The organism is Aeromonas sp. s7(2024) (assembly GCF_040907825.1).
GTDB classification, from domain to species: Bacteria; Pseudomonadota; Gammaproteobacteria; order Enterobacterales; family Aeromonadaceae; genus Aeromonas; species Aeromonas veronii.
The window spans coordinates 1-19,020 of sequence record NZ_JBFOCM010000018.1 but is presented as its reverse complement, the minus strand read 5'-3'; the positions used below and the strand labels follow the sequence as shown (position 1 = coordinate 19,020).

At 59.1% G+C, this 19,020-nt stretch carries 16 protein-coding genes; 13 read left to right on the top strand and 3 right to left on the bottom strand.

Translation table 11 applies throughout. The features are described from left to right. Nucleotides 1-75: 75 nt before the first annotated feature. Nucleotides 76-936 carry a Vmh family MBL fold metallo-hydrolase gene (locus tag AB5Y73_RS07795; protein WP_005354006.1) on the bottom strand — a complete coding sequence of 287 codons (861 nt, stop codon included), beginning with the start codon at nt 934-936 and terminating at the stop codon, nt 76-78. A gap of 126 nt (nt 937-1,062) precedes the next feature. Between AB5Y73_RS07795 and AB5Y73_RS07790 the strand changes: the two genes are divergently transcribed. Then, nucleotides 1,063-1,962, top strand: a complete 900-nt coding sequence (locus AB5Y73_RS07790) for a LysR family transcriptional regulator (protein WP_005362277.1) — start codon at nt 1,063-1,065, stop codon at nt 1,960-1,962. A gap of 66 nt (nt 1,963-2,028) precedes the next feature. Here AB5Y73_RS07790 and AB5Y73_RS07785 read toward each other — a convergent pair whose 3' ends face one another. Next, the gene (locus tag AB5Y73_RS07785) at nt 2,029-2,808 is read right to left on the bottom strand and encodes a BPSS1780 family membrane protein (RefSeq protein ID WP_005335041.1); all 780 of its coding nucleotides are present in this window, start codon (nt 2,806-2,808) and stop codon (nt 2,029-2,031) included. A 302-nt stretch (nt 2,809-3,110) separates the two neighbouring features. Between AB5Y73_RS07785 and AB5Y73_RS07780 the strand changes: the two genes are divergently transcribed. Beyond that, nucleotides 3,111-3,932, top strand: a complete 822-nt coding sequence (locus tag AB5Y73_RS07780) for a peptidoglycan DD-metalloendopeptidase family protein (protein ID WP_107683588.1) — start codon at nt 3,111-3,113, stop codon at nt 3,930-3,932. A gap of 88 nt (nt 3,933-4,020) precedes the next feature. On the opposite strand, the gene AB5Y73_RS07775 is transcribed toward AB5Y73_RS07780, so the two are convergent. Then, nucleotides 4,021-5,358: an MATE family efflux transporter gene (locus AB5Y73_RS07775; RefSeq protein ID WP_107683706.1), complete on the bottom strand. Its 1,338-nt coding sequence runs from the start codon at nt 5,356-5,358 to the stop codon at nt 4,021-4,023. 155 nt (nt 5,359-5,513) lie between these two features. Between AB5Y73_RS07775 and mscM the strand changes: the two genes are divergently transcribed. The 11 genes from mscM (at nt 5,514) to AB5Y73_RS07720 (ending at nt 19,017) form a co-directional block, all read left to right on the top strand. Next, nucleotides 5,514-8,795 carry a miniconductance mechanosensitive channel MscM gene (gene mscM, locus AB5Y73_RS07770; RefSeq protein WP_107683587.1) on the top strand — a complete coding sequence of 1,094 codons (3,282 nt, stop codon included), beginning with the start codon at nt 5,514-5,516 and terminating at the stop codon, nt 8,793-8,795. A gap of 24 nt (nt 8,796-8,819) precedes the next feature. After that, complete coding sequence (locus AB5Y73_RS07765; protein ID WP_107683586.1) at nt 8,820-9,503, top strand: glycerophosphodiester phosphodiesterase; 684 nt, start codon at nt 8,820-8,822, stop codon at nt 9,501-9,503. Nucleotides 9,504-9,657: 154 nt separating this feature from the next. Beyond that, a complete protein-coding gene (locus AB5Y73_RS07760) occupies nt 9,658-11,535 on the top strand; it encodes a methyl-accepting chemotaxis protein (protein WP_106842805.1) in 1,878 nt (625 codons plus the stop codon). Nucleotides 11,536-12,044: 509 nt separating this feature from the next. Continuing rightward, nucleotides 12,045-13,829 (top strand): fumarate reductase (quinol) flavoprotein subunit, encoded by a 1,785-nt coding sequence (gene frdA / locus AB5Y73_RS07755; protein WP_047437968.1) that lies wholly within the window; start codon nt 12,045-12,047, stop codon nt 13,827-13,829. After that, nucleotides 13,822-14,556, top strand: coding sequence for a succinate dehydrogenase/fumarate reductase iron-sulfur subunit (locus tag AB5Y73_RS07750; RefSeq protein ID WP_005335057.1), 735 nt, complete (start codon nt 13,822-13,824; stop codon nt 14,554-14,556). Before frdA ends, AB5Y73_RS07750 begins: the two co-directional genes overlap by 8 nt. Before the next feature lie 16 nt (nt 14,557-14,572). Beyond that, entirely contained in the window at nt 14,573-14,971 is a 399-nt protein-coding gene (locus tag AB5Y73_RS07745) for a fumarate reductase subunit C (RefSeq protein ID WP_107683585.1), read from the top strand. Nucleotides 14,972-14,981: 10 nt separating this feature from the next. Beyond that, entirely contained in the window at nt 14,982-15,338 is a 357-nt protein-coding gene (gene frdD / locus AB5Y73_RS07740; RefSeq protein WP_005335059.1) for a fumarate reductase subunit FrdD, read from the top strand. 251 nt (nt 15,339-15,589) lie between these two features. Further along, nucleotides 15,590-16,318, top strand: a complete 729-nt coding sequence (locus AB5Y73_RS07735; RefSeq protein WP_005335061.1) for a nucleoside recognition domain-containing protein — start codon at nt 15,590-15,592, stop codon at nt 16,316-16,318. After that, nucleotides 16,315-16,782, top strand: coding sequence for a YjiG family protein (locus tag AB5Y73_RS07730; protein WP_005335063.1), 468 nt, complete (start codon nt 16,315-16,317; stop codon nt 16,780-16,782). The genes AB5Y73_RS07735 and AB5Y73_RS07730 overlap by 4 nt, the downstream gene beginning before the upstream one ends. 25 nt (nt 16,783-16,807) lie before the next feature. Then, entirely contained in the window at nt 16,808-17,932 is a 1,125-nt protein-coding gene (locus tag AB5Y73_RS07725; protein ID WP_107683584.1) for a M20 family metallopeptidase, read from the top strand. A 122-nt stretch (nt 17,933-18,054) separates the two neighbouring features. Continuing rightward, nucleotides 18,055-19,017 (top strand): IS1595 family transposase, encoded by a 963-nt coding sequence (locus tag AB5Y73_RS07720; protein WP_279499216.1) that lies wholly within the window; start codon nt 18,055-18,057, stop codon nt 19,015-19,017. Nucleotides 19,018-19,020 lie beyond the last annotated feature (3 nt).

Below are 19,020 nucleotides of genomic sequence, written 5' to 3'. Positions count from 1 at the left end.
TCTCACTTCAATCTTGGATAAAAAACCGGGCCCTTAGGCCCGGTAAAAAAACACAGGGAAAGCAGGCTCAGTGGCTTACCACTTCATCTCGCCGGTATTGACCTTGGCACCGATGGCCAGACCATCGTCAACCGGCAGTGCCGGATAGGCCTTCTTCAGAGCTTCAATCAGCTCACCGGAATTTTTCGCCTTGGCCAGCTCCTGTTCGAAACGCTCTACATAGTCACGGGTAAAGCTCACAGCAGCAGTACCTTTGGGAGCCGTGCCCAGGAAGTGGCCCGGCACCACACGCTCGGGTTTCAGGGCCAGCAGGTTATCCAGCGCCTTGACCCAGTTACTGCGAGCCGCCTTGGTCTGGCTGTCGGCCATCCAGACATGCACCCCGTGGTAAACCGGCACACCGCCAAAAGCAGTCTTGATGGAAGGGGCCCAGAGGTAGGCATTCGGGGTATTCATCTCTTTGATTTCAATCTTCTCGCCATCCAGCGTCAGGTGGCTGGCGGTCATCACTTGCGGCACGGTCAGGCTCTTCGGTGCCCCCTTGCCGAGGATCGGGCTCCAGTAGCTCAGCTTGGCATCCTTGGTCTGGTTGATATGGTCAACCACATGCTGATCGGCCAGCACTTTGACATCCGGGAACGCCGCCATGACCGGCTCTAGACCGAAGTAGAAGTCGGGATCACCGGCACTGATATAGACAGTGGTCAGCTTCTTGCCGCTCTTCTTGATCATGTCGACCAGCGCCTGACCATTTTGCACATCGAATTGGGCATCGATCAGGATGGCCTCTTTGTCACCGGTCACCAGTGAGGAGGAGACCGGGAAGATCGCCTTCTCGCCAGGGTTGTAGACGGTCACGCTCAGGGGGGCGGCCAGTACGGCGCCACTCAACAGGGTGGTAGCCAGAGTCAGGTTGCGGATCAGGGTGTTGTTCATCATCTATTCCTCATTAAGTATTCGGGGGTTCATTTTATGGACACAGTGTATTGGATCACTTAAGGTGCAAATACAGCATAAAAAGCGCATCACTGTTGCACATATCGAACATATAGAGAGCCGTACATGGATCGACTGACCGCCTTGCGGGTCTTTGTCAGCGTAGTCGAACAAGGGAGCCTGAGCGGCGCCGGAGAGAAACTGGATATGTCGCGCGCTATGGTGTCGCGCTATCTGGCCGAGCTGGAGAGCTGGATGGGCGCCCGCCTGCTGCACCGTACTACCCGTCGTCTGAGTCTGACCGGGCCAGGAGAGGAGGCACTGAACCGGGCCCGCGCCATGCTGGCGCTCGGCGAAGAGATGGAGCAGATCGCCGTGAAGGGGGATGACGCCCCCAAGGGGCAACTGCGGATCACCAGCAGCTACTCCCTGTCAGAAGCGCTGCTGGTCGGGGCTGCCAACGACTATCTGGCGCAATACCCGGGGACGGCCATCGACATTCTGCTGCTCGACAGAACCGTCAATCTGGTGGAGGAGCGGATCGATCTGGCGGTGCGCATCACCAACGACCTCGACCCCAATCTGGTGGCGCGCCGTCTTGGCACCTGCCACTCGGTAGTCTGTGCCAGCCCGGCCTATCTGGCCCGTCATCCGATGCCACACAAGGTGCAGGATTTGGCGCTGCACAACTGCCTCACTTACACCTACTTTGGCAAGAGCCTGTGGGAGTTCAATGGACCGGACGGTCCCGAGTCAGTGCCGGTCAGCGGTAACCTGAGCGCCAATATCTCCAACCTGCTGCTGGAAGCAACGCTGGAAGGCGCAGGGATCAGCCTGCAACCCCGCTACTCGGCACAACCCTATCTGGAGCGCGGGGAACTGGTGCCCCTGCTGACCGACTGGCAGCCCAAGCGGCTCGGGGTCTACGGGGTGTATGCCACCCGCAAGCAGATGTCGCCGCTACTGCGCAGCTTCCTCGATTTTCTGCTGGCTCGCATGGCGGCGGATCCCATCTGGCAGGAGTGAACATACCTCAAACCCGATCATGAAGAAGGGGCCGCTGCGGGCCCCTTCTTCACTCTGATCCCTTGATCAGGCTTCAAATCCGAATGGTTCTGAGTGCGGCGCTTCCGGCTGCGCACTCTCGTCCAGGAAAATATCCCGATAAGCCACATAGATGGAGTAGTTGAGCGCCGGGATCACCACCAGCAGACCTACCAGCAACAGCACAGCGCCAAACAGCAACAAAATGGCTGAGAGCAGCCCCCACCAGAAGAAGGGAAAAAAATTGCGCCAGCAGCCGAAGAAGCTCAGCCGTACCGCCTGGATGATGCCGATATCGTGGTGGAAGATCAGCGCAGGAGCAAAGGTGACCCCCATCAGCACGGGAATGATGAGCAGCATCCCCACCAGCAATACCAGCAGCAGTTGTTGCAACTGGCTGGCTGAGACCACCATGCTCTCGGGATCCTGCGTCAGCAGCGGGAGCAGCCCCCACATGGAGAGCAGACCGAGACAGACGAGGCCCACCAGGCTAAACAGCAGCAACACCAGCAGACCACCTAGCATCAGCGGGGTCAGCTTGTGGCGAAAACCGGCGAAGAGATCGGCAAACTGCAGCGGCTCCCCCCGATAACCCCGAGCGGCGACCGCCACCCAACCCGCGCCCCACACCATGTAGAGCAGCTGGGAGATAAGGCCACCCGCCGGCAGCTGCTCCAGCAGCATGCCCACCATAAACCAGACCAGCACCATGGCCACGCTGATCCCCATCCCCTTGTTGAAGATATCGAACCCGCTGCGAACCCAGAGCCAGCCACGACCTGTCGTGTACCGGGCCGGAGTAGTGCGCAAAGGGGGTAATCCGTTCATATCGTCTCCTCGGAGTGTCGGTGGCATCAGTGCCGGAAGCCGATTCTAGAGCCAGGGCGGGGGCGACTCAATGGCGAAGCGGCCCGACCACGACATAAAACCTGACGCAGCTATGCACAAAAGGGGCGTCAGCCACGCCTCGCCTCTGGCTGCCCCGACTATAACGAGGCACAATCTGCTCCCTCCCCCAGCCGCGCCTATCATGGCCAGCATGTCGTGATCACCCTTTAGTGATCGGCGAATGCCGGACAAGGGGTTGTCATCCCGCCATCCCGGGCGCTTTAACATCGAGTGGTATCGTCATGAGAGTTGTTTGTTGTCTGTTGTTGTTACTGGCCAGCCAGTCGGCCCTGGCAGAGGGTTTTATCAGTCGCCTGCTCAACCATCCGGTGCCGGGTGGCGTTGCGGTGCTCCCTCTTGGCGCGTCACCCACTGCCCCCACGGCCCGCTATCACGACAAACCCGTGCTGGTAGTGCGCGAAGACAACCAGTGGATCGCCATCGTCGGCATCTCTCTCAAAAACCCGCCCGGTGCCCAGCAACTGAGCACAGGTGATGGCCGTACTCTCGGCTTCACCGTGACCCCCAAGCACTACCGCGAGCAGCACATCAAGCTCAAGAACAGCCGTCAGGTCAATCCGCTCGCCGAGGATATGACCCGTATCAACCGCGAGCTGGCGGAGCAGACCCGGGCTTACCAGACCTTCAGCCCCAACCAGCCGAGCAACCTGATGTTCGACAAGCCGGTCAACGGCCCCCTCTCCAGCCCGTTTGGCCTGCGTCGTTTCTTCAATGGCGAGGAGCGCAATCCCCACTCAGGCCTCGACTTCGCCGTGGGCGCCGGCACCCCGATCAAGTCCCCCGCCGCCGGCAAGGTGATCCTGATCGGCAACTACTTCTTCAACGGCAATACCGTCTTTGTCGACCACGGTCAGGGGCTCATCAGCATGTTCTGCCACATGTCGAAGATCGATGTGAAGCTCGGCCAGAGCCTGCCGCGTGGCGGCATCGTCGGGCGAGTCGGTTCGACCGGCCGCGCTACCGGCCCCCATATGCACTGGAACGTCAGCCTCAACGATACCCGGGTCGATCCCGCTATCTTTATCGGCGCCTTCAAGCCCTGAATCGGCAGAGCCCGTTAACAAAACATCCTCTAACAAAACAGGCAGCCCATGGCTGCCTGTCTGCTATCTGCACGTCGAACCTGATTACCTATCCGGCCAGCGCGTGGGCGCCGGACTCCCGACGCATCGCCCGCCACATCACCAACACCAGCAAGGAGCTGCACGTTGGCAATGCCAGCCAGACCCCGGGCACGCCCCACAGGGTCGAGAATCCCCACAAGAAACCGCCGATCAGCACCAGCTTGCCACCGGTGAGCAGGGAGGCGATGCGGGCCCGATTGATGGCCTGGAAGTAGGTGGCCCCCACCAGCAGCAAGCCCTCCATCGGCAGCCCCCAGAAGTAGAGCCAGATCCCGAGGCTCGCCACCGGCAGCAGGGTAGCGTTGTCCCCGGCAAACAGATAGACCGCCGCCTCCGGCCACAGATAAAGCGGGAACATGGCGCACAGGGCGATCCCCAGCGTCACTCCGAGTGCCAGATTGCGGATCCGCAGCACCCGCCGCCAGTGACCGGCGCCCGCATTAAAGCTGGCGATGGGCTGGATACCCATGGCGATCCCCTCGAACACCAGATAGAAGAAGGCCTCGGTGTAACTGATCACCCCGTAGGCCGCCACATGCAGCGAAGTGCCGACCGCCAGCAACGCCTTGTTGTGCAGCGCCAGCACTACCGAGAGATAGAGGTACATCAGAAAACTGGAGATCCCGAGGCGCACCGTCTCGCCCATCAGCCGCAGCTCTGGGCGCAAGGTGTCCCAGCTTATCCGCAGCTGGCTGCGCGGTGTGAAGAAGTGCCACAGGCAGGCGAGGCCCGTCACTGCCTGGGAAAGCATAGTGGCCGTCGCCACCCCGGCCAGTCCGAACGGAAACACCACCATCAGCAGATAGTCGAGCAGCACGTTGAGCAGCCCCCCGACTACCATGATGAGGGTGACAAATCCGGGGCGGCCATCGTTGCGCAGCAGCGAGCTGAACGCCATCGACAGCACCGCAAAGACGCCGAGCCAGGCGTAGGCCTGCAGGTAGGAGAGTCCGGCGGTGAAGATCTCCCCCTCCGCCCCCATCCAGGCCAGCATGGGCTCGCCATAGCGGATCCCGATAAAACTGAGCAGTGCCGAGGCCAGCAACACCATCACCAGCGCATTGCCGACGATATGGCGGGCTTTGGCCGGGTTGCCCTGCCCCAAATAGAAGGAGACCAGCGACGAGGCCCCCATGCCGATCAGCGCCCCCACCGCATAAAGCACGGCGCAGATGGGATAAGCCAGCATCAGACCGGCCATGCCATCCTGACCCAGCACATGGCCAACGAAGATGCCATCGATGGTGACATAGATGCCGGTGATCAGCATGGCCGCCACGGTCGGGGTTACGTAACGCCAGAAAAGGCGAGATAGCGGGGCTGTGCCCAGATCAACAGCTGACATATTCGACTCGGTGGAGAGAAAGCGGCCGGGATCATAGCGAAACGGCAGCACGACTTCCTGTTATTTGTGTTATGAATCATTAATATAGACTGCTTTACCCGCCTCCCTGCCCTGTTTTAGGCTAGGGCCACCTCTTCTGAACGGAAACGAGCCTCATGTTGCAACGCCTGCTCACCCTCTTGCTGCTCTCCCTTATCCTGTTGCCGCCAGCCGTGCGCGCCGACGATGCCATTGCCCAGGCCGAATCCCTGTTGCAGAGCGTGCCCAAGAGCGATACCCCGGAAAACCAGAAGCTGCGGGAGAGCTACCAGCAGGCGCTGCAATTTGCCAGAGAGGCCGAGCGTTACCGGGAGCAGAGTAAAGCCTATCAGCAGATCCTTATCGATTACCCCAAGGAGTCGGCACGGCTCAAGGAGAGCCTGCACAACTATCAGCCCGCCGCTCGCCCGCCGCTGGCGAGCCTCAAGGAGGAGGCGCTGCGCCAGGCCATTGGCCTGAGCAGCAACCGCCAGCTCAACCTGCGCAAGGAGCGGCAGGGGGTGATGGACAGCCTCAACCAGCTGGAGAGCACCGGGCAGGAGTATCACCTGCGGGTGGATGATCTGCGCAAGCAGCTGCAACTGACCCGCAGCCAGCTGGAGCGACTTAGCTTCAGCAGCGAATCGGATCGCCAGCAGGAGGCACAACTGCTGCTGACCAGAATGAAAGAGCAGAGCCTCTCCGACCGGATCCAGATGCTGGAGCTGGAGCAGCTCTCGGCCCAGCAGCGTAACGATCTCGGCAAGCTGAAGCTGCAGGAGCTCAATCTGGCCATCGCCGACGAGGATGAGTGGCAAGCCGGCCTGCTGACCCAGCAGAACCAACTGCGGCGGGAGAAGACCGAGCAGGCGCTGGAGGAGAGCGAGCGGCTGCGCAAACAACTCACCACCGACATGCCGCTGCTGCTGGAGCAGCAACAGCAGAATCAGGCGCTCTCCATCCAGCTCGGCACACTGGAAGATCAGATTGAGCGGGTGCAGGACGAGCAGCGCAGCGTCGACAAGAATCTGTTTGAACTGAATGAGCTGGTCAACTCGGTGCGCGAACAGCTGGAGTGGCTGCAGATCAGTAATGCCTACGGCGAGAACCTGCGCAGTAAACTCTCCGATCTGCCCCCCCAGTTCCCCCTCGACAAGCTGGAGTCCGCCATCGTCAGCGCCCGCATGGCCAAGTACCAGTACGAGAGCGAGCAGGATGGGCTCAAGGATACCCGCCAGCTGCGCGACAAGCTGATGGCCGAAGAGGAGGTGACGCTCGATCGGCCACAGCAAGCGGTGCTCGACAACCTGCTCAGGGCCCGGCGCCAACTGCTGACCCGGCTCAACGACGCCTCCGACACCCTCATTCAGGAGCAGACCCGTCTCAAGCTGCTCTACAGCCGCCAGAACAGCAAGATCGACGAGATCCGCGAAATAAGCGCCAGCCACCTGTTCTGGATGCCCGATGTGCGCCCCTTTACCCCACAGGTGATGCTCGGTATTCCTGCCGCGCTGACCCTGGCCTTCAACCCGGACAACTGGTTGCAACTGCCCTACGCCATCGCCGAAAATAGCCCGCTGAGCCTCACTCTGGCCGGTATTGGTCTGCTGGTGCTGGCCTGGAGCTGGTTCAAGCTGGCCCGTCATCTGAGCCTCTATTGCGACCATATTGCGCCGCGGATCGGCAAGGTAACTCAGGACAAATTCAGCCTCACCAGCCGCTTGCTGCTGCGATCCCTGCTTGCCGCCCTCCCCTTGCCCGCCATGGTGCTGATGGTGCGCGGCCTGCTCGAAGGGGCCTGGCAATACCCGTTTGCAGTGGCGGTGGCGCGTGGTCTTGGCGAGATCTGGTTTCTGCTGCTGGCACTGGTGATGGCCCGCCACCTGACGCTGGAGCGGGGGATTTTGATCCACCACTTCCGCTGGCCCCGGGAACAGGTGCAAAAGGTGTGGGGGCAGTTTCGCACCCTGCTGCTGGTGCTGATCCCGAGTTTCTTTGTGCAGGGGATGGCCAACAGCTATCAGGAGCACGCCTTCTACGACTCCCTCGGCCGGATGGCCTTCATGATCGGTGCACTCTGGCTGTTGCTCTTCTTTGCCCGCCTCAACCGGGAGCGGCTGCCACTCACCTGGGGCCAGACCGACATGACCAAGCCCCATCTGCTGCACCACTTCATCTGGAACAGCCTGATGCTGGCGCCGCTGCTGGCGGTGATTGGCGCCCTGTTTGGCTACTTCTATACCTCGCGCACCCTGCTGCGCCAGCTGGAGCTTAGCCTGCTGATGGGGCTGGGTTGCCTGCTGGTCTACTATCTGGCCAGACGCTGGATGCTGATCCAGCGCCGCCGCCTCGCCTTCGAGCGTGCCAAGAGCAAGCGGGCCGAGATCCTGGCCCAGCGCGGCCGGGAAGAGGGGCATGACGAGCTCAGCTCCGAGACCCCGGACGTGGTGGAAGAGACTGAACTGGATCTCGATACCATCAGCGCACAGTCGCTGGGGCTGGTGCGCACCCTGCTGATGCTGGGCTTCACCATGCTGGTGGTGGTGCAATGGTCGGATCTCAACTCCGCCTTCAGCTTCCTCAGCAATATCGAGGTATGGCAGGTGAGCAGCAAGATTGGCGGCATCGAGCAGCTCTCGGCCATCACCTTGCAGGATCTGATGCTGACCGCCTTCGTCTTCATTCTGACCGTGGTGACAGCCCGCAACCTGCCGGGGCTGATGGAGCTGACCCTGCTGCAACACCTCAGCCTCTCCCCGGGTACCGGCTTTGCCCTCACGACCACCAGCAAGTATCTGGTGATCCTGATCGGCGCCCTCACCGGCTTCTCCATGCTCGGCATCGACTGGTCGAAGACCCAGTGGCTGGTCGCCGCTCTCTCGGTGGGGCTGGGTTTCGGTCTGCAGGAGATCTTCGCCAACTTTGTCTCCGGCCTCATCATCCTGTTCGAGAAGCCGATCCGGCTCGGTGACACCGTCACCATCCGCGATCTCACCGGCACCGTCACCAAGATCAAAACCCGGGCCACCACCATAGTGGATTGGGATCGCAAGGAGATAATCGTGCCCAACAAGGCCTTCATCACCGAACAGTTCATCAACTGGTCGCTCTCCGATGCCATCACCCGGGTCAAACTGCGGATCCGGATCGGCCTGACCCGGGATCCAAAACTGGTGCAGCGCATTCTGGAGGAGTCCATCCAGGCATCGACCCTGGTATTGGAGACGCCGACGCCAGAGATCTTCCTGATCGAATTCACCGACTCGGCACTGATCTACGAGATCCGCCTCTACGTCAACAACATGGATCACCGGATGCCCATCACTCACGAGGTTCACTCGCTGGTGCTGGAGAAGATGCAGCAGCAGGGACTTACCCTGCCCCATCAACAGATCGACATTCACCTGAGCCGCGGCTGATCCGCGAGGTAAAAGGAGCAGAACATGCAGATTATTGCCCACCGTGGAGCCAGCGGTCTGGCACCGGAGAACACCCTCAAGGCGATGGCCAAAGCGCTGGAACTGGGAGCATCAGCCATCGAGATCGACGTGCAGGCGGCCGATGGCGAGTTGTGGGTCTTCCACGACCGGCGGCTGGAGCGCTGCACCAATGGCAAGGGGGTGCTGACCGAACAATCCCGCTCCTATCTGGAGCAGCTCGATGCCGGTGAAGGAGAGGTGATCCCGACCCTGTGGCAGGTGATGGAGATCATCGCCGGACGCTGCGAGCTGCATATCGAGCTCAAGGGGACTCATACCGCCGATGCGGTGGCAGCCCTGACCCGACGGGCAGAGGCCGAGCTGGGCTTTACTCCCGGCCAGTGGGTGGTCTCCTCCTTCCATCACCCGGAGCTGGCCCGATTTGCCGCCTTGCGGCCCGATATCCGCCTCGGCGCCCTGACCGCCAACCTGCCGCTCAACCTGGCGCAGTTTGCCGACGAGCTGGGGGCTTGGTCCATCAATTGCGATGTTGATTTCATCGACGCCGCGCTAGTCGATGATGCACATCGCCGGGGGCTCAAAGTTCTGGTTTATACCGTTGATTATCCCGAAGATTATGAAACGCTCTCTAGCATGGGGGTCGATGGAATCTTCACCAATCGACCAGATCGCTTTATCTCACCATGATGGGACGATACGCGTATGGATAAGCCCCCATTTAGGCACTAACTTTAATTTGTTGACCGGGGTAAAAAAAGTTCGACTACGGCCGATAGTAACAAGGCTATAACAATAATCAGATGCCACACACTTCAGACTGACGCTCATCAAGGATGTAACTATGAACTTATCCATTAAAAACAAGCTTGTTCTGGCTATCGGGGTCATCATTCTGGTGATCACCGGCCTGCAGGTCTGGTACAACACCTCGCAACTGCGCAGCGAGACCCAGCGACTGGTCTGGAACATCATCGACGAAAGCTCCATGGCCAACGTCAAGGGGATCTCCCGCTGGGTCGACGCCCGGATCAGCATGGTCAGCACCACCAAGGAAGCATTCGCCAAAGAAGATGAGCCCATCAGTCATCTGGCCCAGTCCATGAATGCCGGTGGCTTCGACCTGGTCTATGCCGGTACCGCTGACGGCAAAATGATCCAGAGCAAACCGACTGACTTGCCCGCCGGTTATGACCCCCGTCAACGCCCCTGGTACAAAGACGCAATGGCTGCTGGCAAGATGACCATCACCTCCCCTTATGCCGACATCTCCACCGGCCAGCTGATTGTCACCATTGCCGAGCCGTTCCAGCGTGGCAATACCCAGGGGGTCATCGCCGGTGACGTCTCCATCAGCTCACTGATCTCGGACATTCTTGCGGTCACCACCGAGGGCACCTACGCCATGCTGGTGGACAGCAATGGCACCATCATCGCGCACCCCGATGCCTCCCTGAGCCTGAAATCCGCCACCGCTCTGGCACCGGAGCTGACTGCGGCCTACATCAATCAGGTCGCCCATGACGGCATGATCAACGAGCTGGTGATCAGCGGCAAGAAAGAGGTTTACGACTTCAATGCCATTCCCAATACCAACTGGTATTACGGCATGATGGTGGATGAAGAGATCGCCTACCAATCGGTACGCCGTATGGTTACCTCCTCCCTCATTCAGGGGCTTATCACCATACTGATCGTGGCAGGCTTCTCCTATGTCGCCATCAACGGCTCGCTGGCCCCTCTGAAAACCCTGGGCGAAGCGATTGCCGATCTCTCCCGTGGCAACGGCGATCTGACCCGCCGCATCAAGATTGAACGTGAGGATGAAGTAGGCGCGGTTGCCAAACACGTCAACACCTTCATCGAGCGGATCCATGTGATGGTGCAGGATATCTCCAACTCCTCCGGCCAGCTCAACCAGCAGGCCAAGTCCTCCCACAGCATGGCGGAGAAGGCCAATCAGGGGCTGGCACGCCAGCAAAACGAGATCTCCCAGATCGCCACTGCGGTACACGAGATGTCGGCCACCGCGGTCGAGGTCGCCAGCAACGCCGAGCAGACCGCCGAAGCGGCCCGCAGCTCCTCCAGCAGTTGCGAGCATGGCAAACAGGTGATCGCCCGCAACCAGCGCTCCATCACCGATCTGGCCACCCAGGTGGAACAAGCCTCCAACATCATTCAGGAACTGGAGAAAAACGCTCAGGAGATCAACACCATCCTCTCCACCATTCAGGGCATCGCCGAGCAGACCAACCTGCTGGCACTCAACGCCGCCATCGAAGCGGCACGTGCCGGTGAACAGGGCCGCGGCTTTGCGGTGGTTGCCGACGAGGTGCGCGTCCTGTCACAGCGTACCCACAGCTCCACCGTCGAGATCCGCAATATGATCGAAACCCTGCAACGCAATACCCAGGGGGCGGTCAGCACCATGCACGAAGGCCAGCTGCTGGCCCAGAACAGCGTGGATGACGCCAACAACGCCACCCATGCGCTGGAGCAGATCACCACCTCGATCAACCAGATCTCCGACATGGCGACCCAGATCTCCAGCGCGGCTGAAGAGCAGCGGGCCGTCACCGACGAGGTAAGCCGCAACATTCAGGCAGTGAAAGATGTCTCGGACGAACTGGCAGTGGATGCAGACAGCTCACGCCATCTCTCTGAACAACTTAAAAATATTTCGGGTGAACTGAGCAATCAGGTCGGCATGTTCCGCATTTGAGCATGAGCAAAAGGGGCCGTACAGGCCCCTTTTATTTTTCTAAATAGCGCTTAATTTTCAGTGAGTAATCTCACATTACCCGCCAAATTCCCCGCCTTAAAATCCTTGTTATTCGTCTGGAATTATCAAATCACCGCCGTGGTCATTGCCGAATTTCGGATTACATAATCTTATTCGAACAAATGAATGCCAATAATTCTCATTAAAAAATTGCAATAAAAAACTTAAAATTTTTTTCGCGAGTACCTAAAAAGAGAGGTGATTCGCATTTTATTGAAAGAAAACTACGTACAATCCAGAAGTTAAAGTGCTCGTAGCTAGGTGTTCAACTGCTCAGTAACACCAAAAAATGACGATAATAACGACTTTTTCATCCAGGGATTTGGGTGTTTTATAGAAAAATAACCAATAAAAAGGGAATAAAACCTAGCAGTTTGACTTGCATCAAGCCTGAATTTTTTTCATAGAGCAAAATCGTGCCCAGCAAATCTATCCCTAAGGAGGCAGATGTGGATATTATCAAGACCGATGTGGCCATCATCGGTGCTGGCGGTACCGGCTTACGCGCCGCTATCGCTATAGCCGAATCACAGCCAGACCTGGACATCGCCCTGATTTCCAAGGTTTACCCGATGCGCAGCCACACGGTTGCTGCCGAAGGCGGCGCCGCCGGTGTCGTCCGTGATGACGACTCCCTCGAAAACCACTTCAACGACACCGTCTCCGGTGGTGACTGGCTGTGCGAGCAGGACGTAGTGGAATACTTCGTCAACAACGCGACCAAAGAGATGATCCAGCTGGAGCACTGGGGTTGCCCCTGGAGCCGCAAGCCGGATGGCAAAGCCAACGTGCGTCCGTTTGGTGGTATGAAGGTTCCGCGTACCTGGTTCGCCGCAGACAAGTCCGGTTTCCATATTCTGCACACCCTGTTCCAGACCTCCGTCAAATACCCGAGCATCAAGCGCTTCGACGAGCATTTCTGCCTTGATCTGATCGTGGACGACGGCCGCGTTCAGGGCGTACTGACCTTCGACATCCAGAACGGTATCACCCGCTTCATCCAGGCCAAATCCGTGATCGTGGCAACCGGCGGTGCTGGCCGTGTCTATCGCTACAACACCAACGGTGGCATCGTCACCGGCGACGGCATGGCGCTGGCCTACCGTCACGGCGTACCGCTGCGTGATATGGAGTTCGTCCAGTATCACCCGACCGGTCTGCCGGGCACCGGCATCCTGATGACCGAAGGTTGTCGTGGTGAGGGTGGCGTCCTGCTGAACAAGGATGGCTACCGCTACCTGCAAGACTACGGCTTGGGCCCGGAAACCCCGATTGGCCAGCCGAAGAGCAAATACATGGAACTGGGTCCGCGCGACCGCGTTTCCCAGGCATTCTGGCAAGAGCAGCAGAAAGGCCGCGTCATTCAGGGCCCGATGGGCGATGTGGTTCACCTCGACCTGCGTCACCTTGGCGAGAAGTACCTGAAAGAGCGTCTGCCGTTCATCTGCGAACTGGCCAAAGCCTACGTCAACGTGGATCCGGCCAAAGAGCCTATCCCGGTACGTCCGACTGCCCACTACACCATGGGTGGTATCGAGACTGACAATAAGTGTGCCACCCGTCTGCCTGGCCTCTACGCCGCGGGCGAATGTGCCTCCGTCGGTCTGCACGGTGCCAACCGTCTGGGTTCCAACTCCCTGTCAGAGATCGTGGTATTCGGCAAGCTGGCCGGTGAGCAGGCAGGTGAATTTGCCAAGACTCAGAAGCATGGCAATACCGAAGCGCTGGCCGCCAAGGCCGAGGCGCTCATCAAGCAGCACCTCTCCCTGATGGACATAGACGGTACCGAAAACCCGGCCGATATCCGCAACGAGCTGGGCATGTCCATGGAAGCCGGTGTCGGTATCTACCGTACCGAAGAGCTGATGCAGGGCACCATCGACAAGATCAACGAGCTGAAAGCCCGTTACAAAAAGGTCAAGATCAACGACAAGTCCTCTGTCTTCAACACCGATCTGCTGTACGCCATCGAACTGGGTTACATGCTGGACGTGGCTGAAGCCATGGCGCACTCCGCTATCAATCGTAAAGAGTCCCGCGGTTCCCACCAGCGTCTGGATGGTTACGAAGAGCGCGATGACGTGAACTTCCTCAAGCACACGCTCTCGTTCTACAAAAATGGCGAAACGCCCTCCATCGATTACTCCGATGTGAAGATCACTAAGTCCCAGCCGGCAAAACGCGTGTACGGCTCCGAGGGTGAGAAACAAGACGAGGCTAAGAAGAATGGCTGAGATGATTGAAATTGAGATCCTGCGCTACCGTCCGGAACAGGATAACGAGCCCTGGATGCAAACCTTCCAGGTGCCATACCAGAGAGAGATGTCTCTGCTGGACGCCCTGCAGTACATCAAGGATCACCTGGACTCTACCCTGAGCTTCCGCTGGTCCTGCCGGATGGCGATCTGCGGCTCCTGCGGCATGATGGTCAACGGTGTGCCCAAGCTGGGTTGCAAGGCGTTCCTGCGCGACTACCTGCCGGGCAAGATGACCGTAGAGCCGCTCAACAACTTCCCGATCGAGCGCGATCTGGTAGTCGACATGTCCGACTTCATCGAGAAGCTGGAGAGCATCAAGCCGTACATCATCCCGAGCGAGCCGCGCAGCCTGTGTGATGGCGAGTACATCCAGACTCCGGCCCAGATGGCGCAGTACAAGCAGTTCTCCCAGTGCATCAACTGTGGTCTCTGCTACGCGGCCTGCCCGCAGTACGGCATCAACAAGAAGTTCACCGGTCCGGCGGCACTGGCTCTGGCCTATCGCTACAACGTCGACAACCGTGATGCCGGCGCCAAAGAGCGTATGCGCATCATCAGCCAGGACGAAGGCGTCTGGGGCTGTACCTTCGTGGGCTACTGCTCCGAAGTGTGCCCGAAAGGCGTCGATCCGGCGGCGGCCATCCAGCTTGGCAAGGTCGAAAGCGCCAAGGACTACATGATCGCCATGTTCAAGCCAGATTGAGAGCAGGATTGAGACCATGAACAACACTGATAGCAAACGTAAACCTTACGTCCGCGAAATGAAGAAAGACTGGTGGCTGAAGAACGCCTTCTACACCGGTTACATGATCCGTGAAGGCACCAGTATCTTCGTCTCCATCTACGCCGTTGTGCTGATGTGGGGCCTGATGCGCCTGGTTCAGAGTCAGGAAGCGTTCAACGGCTGGCTGGAATCCCTGCAAAGCCCGATCGCCATCCTGTTCCATGTCGTCGCTCTGGCGGCGTGCCTGTTCCATGCCAAAACCTGGTTCGCCCTGGCGCCGAAAGCCATGCGTATCTTCCGTGGTGAAGACCTGGTACCGGAGAAGCCGATCGTTCTCGCCCAGTATGTGGCGCTGGCGGTGGTGTCCCTGCTTGTCCTGATCATCGTGGCCTGAGGAGAAAACAATGAGACGTTCTGACGAACCAATTTACTGGGGTCTGTTTGGTGCGGGTGGCATGGTCGTTGCCATGCTGCTGCCGGTCATTGTCCTCATCACCGGTCTGCTGGTGCCCATGGGCATCATGGACGTGGAAACCATGAGCTATGACCGCGTGCACGCGTTCGCCAGCTCTTGGTGGGGTGCCTGCATCCTGCTGGTGATCATCGCCCTGCCAGTCTGGCACGGTATGCACCGTATCTACCACGGTCTGCACGATCTGGGGATCCACACCACCAAGCTGCACCACTATGTGTTCTATGGCTTTGCCTTCCTGGTATCTGCCATTAGTGTCGGCCTGCTGATGGTGCTGGTACTCCAGTAATCACATCTGACTGATTGACCAAACCGGGCCTCGTGCCCGGTTTTTTTTGCCCCGCTACCCCGCCCCTGCTTTTTATTCACTCAAACAATTCGATAAAAACCAGATTATCGTCCAATCATATGGCGATCACAGTCACATAACCCCAATACATTCGTCATTTGCAGCAAACCATTTTGACCACCATCAATTTAGTGACATCCATATCAATTATAATTATTCAGATTAAATAATTATTCATATGGAGCTAGCTAATGACAGACAAAACACGCTCGGTGAGCATAGGCAGTTACCTGGCACTGGCCTTCGCCGTGGTCTTCTTCTCCGGACTGTTGCAATCCGGCGAGTGGTACGGGGTATTCGATTTCACCACGCTGAACGGCTCGTTCGGCACCATGGTCCAGAGCGTCAGCGAGAATGGTGACGGCATCAAGACCGCCATGACCGACATGCGCGGCAAGGGGGGCAACGGCGCTCGCGATGGCTTTTTGTTTGCCCTGACCCTGATCCCCACCGTGATGTTTGCCCTCGGTATGATCAATGTGCTGGAACACTACGGCGCGCTGGAAGCGGCCCGCAAGTTGCTGACCCCGCTGCTGCGTCCGCTGATGGGGATCCCGGGCAATACCGGCCTCGCCCTTATCGCCTCCCTGCAGAGTACCGATGCCGGCGCCGCCATGACCCGTCAGCTCAAGGATGAAGGGCTCATCACCAAGCGTGAAACCGACGTGTTCACCATGTTCCAGTTCTCCGCTGGTGCCACCATCGTCAACTTCTTCTCCTCCGGCGCCGTGCTGTTCACCCTGACGCTGGCGGATGGCAGCCCGGCGGTCAGCTCCTCCATCGGTCTGGCTGTCATCGTGATGTTCGCCTTCAAATTTGTCGGGGCCAACCTGTTCCGGGTCTACCTCAATATGAGCGAAGGCAAGCAGACCGATAACAACACCCAGCAGACCCTCAACACTCAGGAGCAAGCCAAATGAGCCAGGCCAACATCAAGAAACCCATCGTCACCGATATCTTCGTCGAAGGGGCCAAGAAGGGCTGGGTCATCGCCACCACCTCCACCGTACCCAACGTACTGATGGCCTTCGTCATCATCAAGGCGCTGCAGATCACCGGCGCGCTGGATGCCATGGGCGCCATCTTCTCCCCTGTCATGGCCATCTTCGGGTTGCCCGGTGAGGCGGCAGCCGTGCTGATCGGCGCCTGGATGTCGATGGGCGGCGCGGTCGGTGTGGTCATCACCCTGTTCGATCAGGGGATCCTCAACGGCACTCACATCGCCATTCTGGCGCCAGCCATCTACCTGATGGGCTCCCAGGTGCAGTACATGGGCCGCATCCTCGGCTGCATCGGCACCGAAGGGCGTTACATCCCCATCATGGTCGCCATCTCGGTACTCAACGCCTTCGGCGCCATGCTGGTGATGAACATACTTCTCTGACCCGAACCTGATAGTGGAGCAAGCAATGACTTTTTCTCTGGATCAATACCTGACCGAACTGGCACCGCTGATCAATCTGGATTGCGGATCCCTGCACCAGCCGGGCATTGCGGCAGTGGCCGACCTGATGGCCGCCAAATATGAGGCCATGGGCGGCTGGCAGATCAAGCGGGTCGACTGTGGCGCCGCCGGGGTGGGGCTGGAGATCCGCAACCAGCCTGATGCGGCGCAGATCGATGTAATGCTGATCGGCCATATGGATACCGTCTTCCCCCTCGGCACCGCCGCCGCCCGCCCGATGGGCATTGATGGTGAGCGCGCTTACGGCCCCGGTGTCTCCGACATGAAATCCGGCCTGCTCAACATCGTCTATGCCCTGCGTGAACTGCCCCGCGAGGTGCGCGATCGCCTGAGCATCTGCGTCTGCATGAACCCGGACGAGGAGATTGGTTCCCTGCACTCCAGCGACTGGTTGGCTGCGGTGGCTAAACAGGCAAAACAGGTGCTGGTGGCCGAAGCTGCCCGCGCAGATGGCTCGCTGGTCAAAGCGCGCAAGGGGATGGCCCGTTATCGCATCGACTTCACCGGCAAGGCGGCTCACGCGGGCAACGAACCGCAGAAGGGGCGTAGCGCCATCACCGAGCTGGGCCACTGGATCCTGGCTATCAACGCCCTGACCAACTTCGAGAGCGGCACCACCCTCAACATCGGCATTGTCGAGGGGGGCAACGGCGCCAACATAGTGCCGGCACATGCCAGCGCCGTGGTGGATGTCCGTTTCTGGGACAATCAGGAGTACCACCAGATCAACGATCATCTGCTGACCCTGGCCGAGCGGCCCCATCTGGACGGCGTCACCATCCAGCTGACCCGCGAGGCCCACAAACCGGCCATGGTGCCATCAGAAGGCACTTTGGCGCTGATGCAACTGGTGGAGGAGTGTGGCGCCGAACTGGGACTGCCAATCAGCTGGCAGGAGGTAGGTGGCGGCTCCGATGCCAACCTGACCGCCGCCCTCGGCATCCCCACTCTGGATGGTCTGGGCCCCATCGGTGCCGGTTTCCACAGTGACGAGGAGTATCTGGATCTGGCCAGCATTGCCCCGCGCATCGAGCTGCTGGTGAAGGTACTGACCCGTCTGGCGGCCTGACAGCCTCTCACGTAAAAAAGGGCCAGCCGGTTTACACCGGCTGGCCCTTTTTTATGGCTCTGTCCCAATTACGTGTTGAAAGGCTAATCTTGAAGTAGGCCATCACCTTGAGGTCTACCATCATGGATACCCCAGCCTTTCAACACCTGTTGTCCCTTTTTCCCCAGTTAACCCTGCGCCAGCGCCGTGTTGCTCAGCAGGAGCTTACTGCACCCCACACCATTACCTCGCTCAATACTCAGTTACCGGCATGCAGTGGCTGCCCCCATTGTCAGGCCGATGTTACCCAGCTGGCGCCTTGGGGATGGAGTCGGGGACTGCGCCGCTACCGTTGCAAACTGTGTCTGCGCACCAGCACCGTTCTGACCAAGACGCCCTTGGCCAGATTGCGTAAAGCACAGTGCTGGGAAGACTACGCGCAAGCTCTCATCGAAGGACTGACTGTCCGCCAGGCCGCGCGGCGCTGTGGGGTCAGCAAAAACACCGCGTTCCTCTGGCGTCACCGATTCTTGCGCGCGATGGCAACCCATCAGGCCACCCGGGAAGAGGGCATTGTTGAGGTGGATGAGACCTTCTTCCTTGAATCGTTCAAGGGGCAGCGGGGACTGCCGCGTCCACCACGTCATCGCGGTGGTAAAGGTCGAACTCGTGGAACCGGGCCAGATTACATCCCGGTGATGGTGGTACAAGACCGTGCAGGCCACCATGCGGATTTCCAGTTGGAGAAAATAAATGCCGATACGGTCATCGCAGTGTTGAAGCCGTTGGTGTCACCGGATGCGGTGCTGTGTAGCGATGGGGCGGGTGTGTATGCCTGTTTCAGCAAGGAACAGGGTATAACCCATCAGGTGGTGCGCAATCGTCAAGGCGAACGGGTAGTCGGTGCGTATCACATCCAGCATGTGAACGGATATCACCATCGGTTGAAAGAGTGGATGGAGCGGTTCCATGGCGTGGCGACGCACTACCTGAAGAACTACTTGGGTTGGCGCCGGATGCTGGAGCGTTACGGAAAAGGCGTAAATATCAAAACATGTTTGCATGAGGCGCTGGGGCGCCCCATGCAACACGTAATTGGGACATAACCT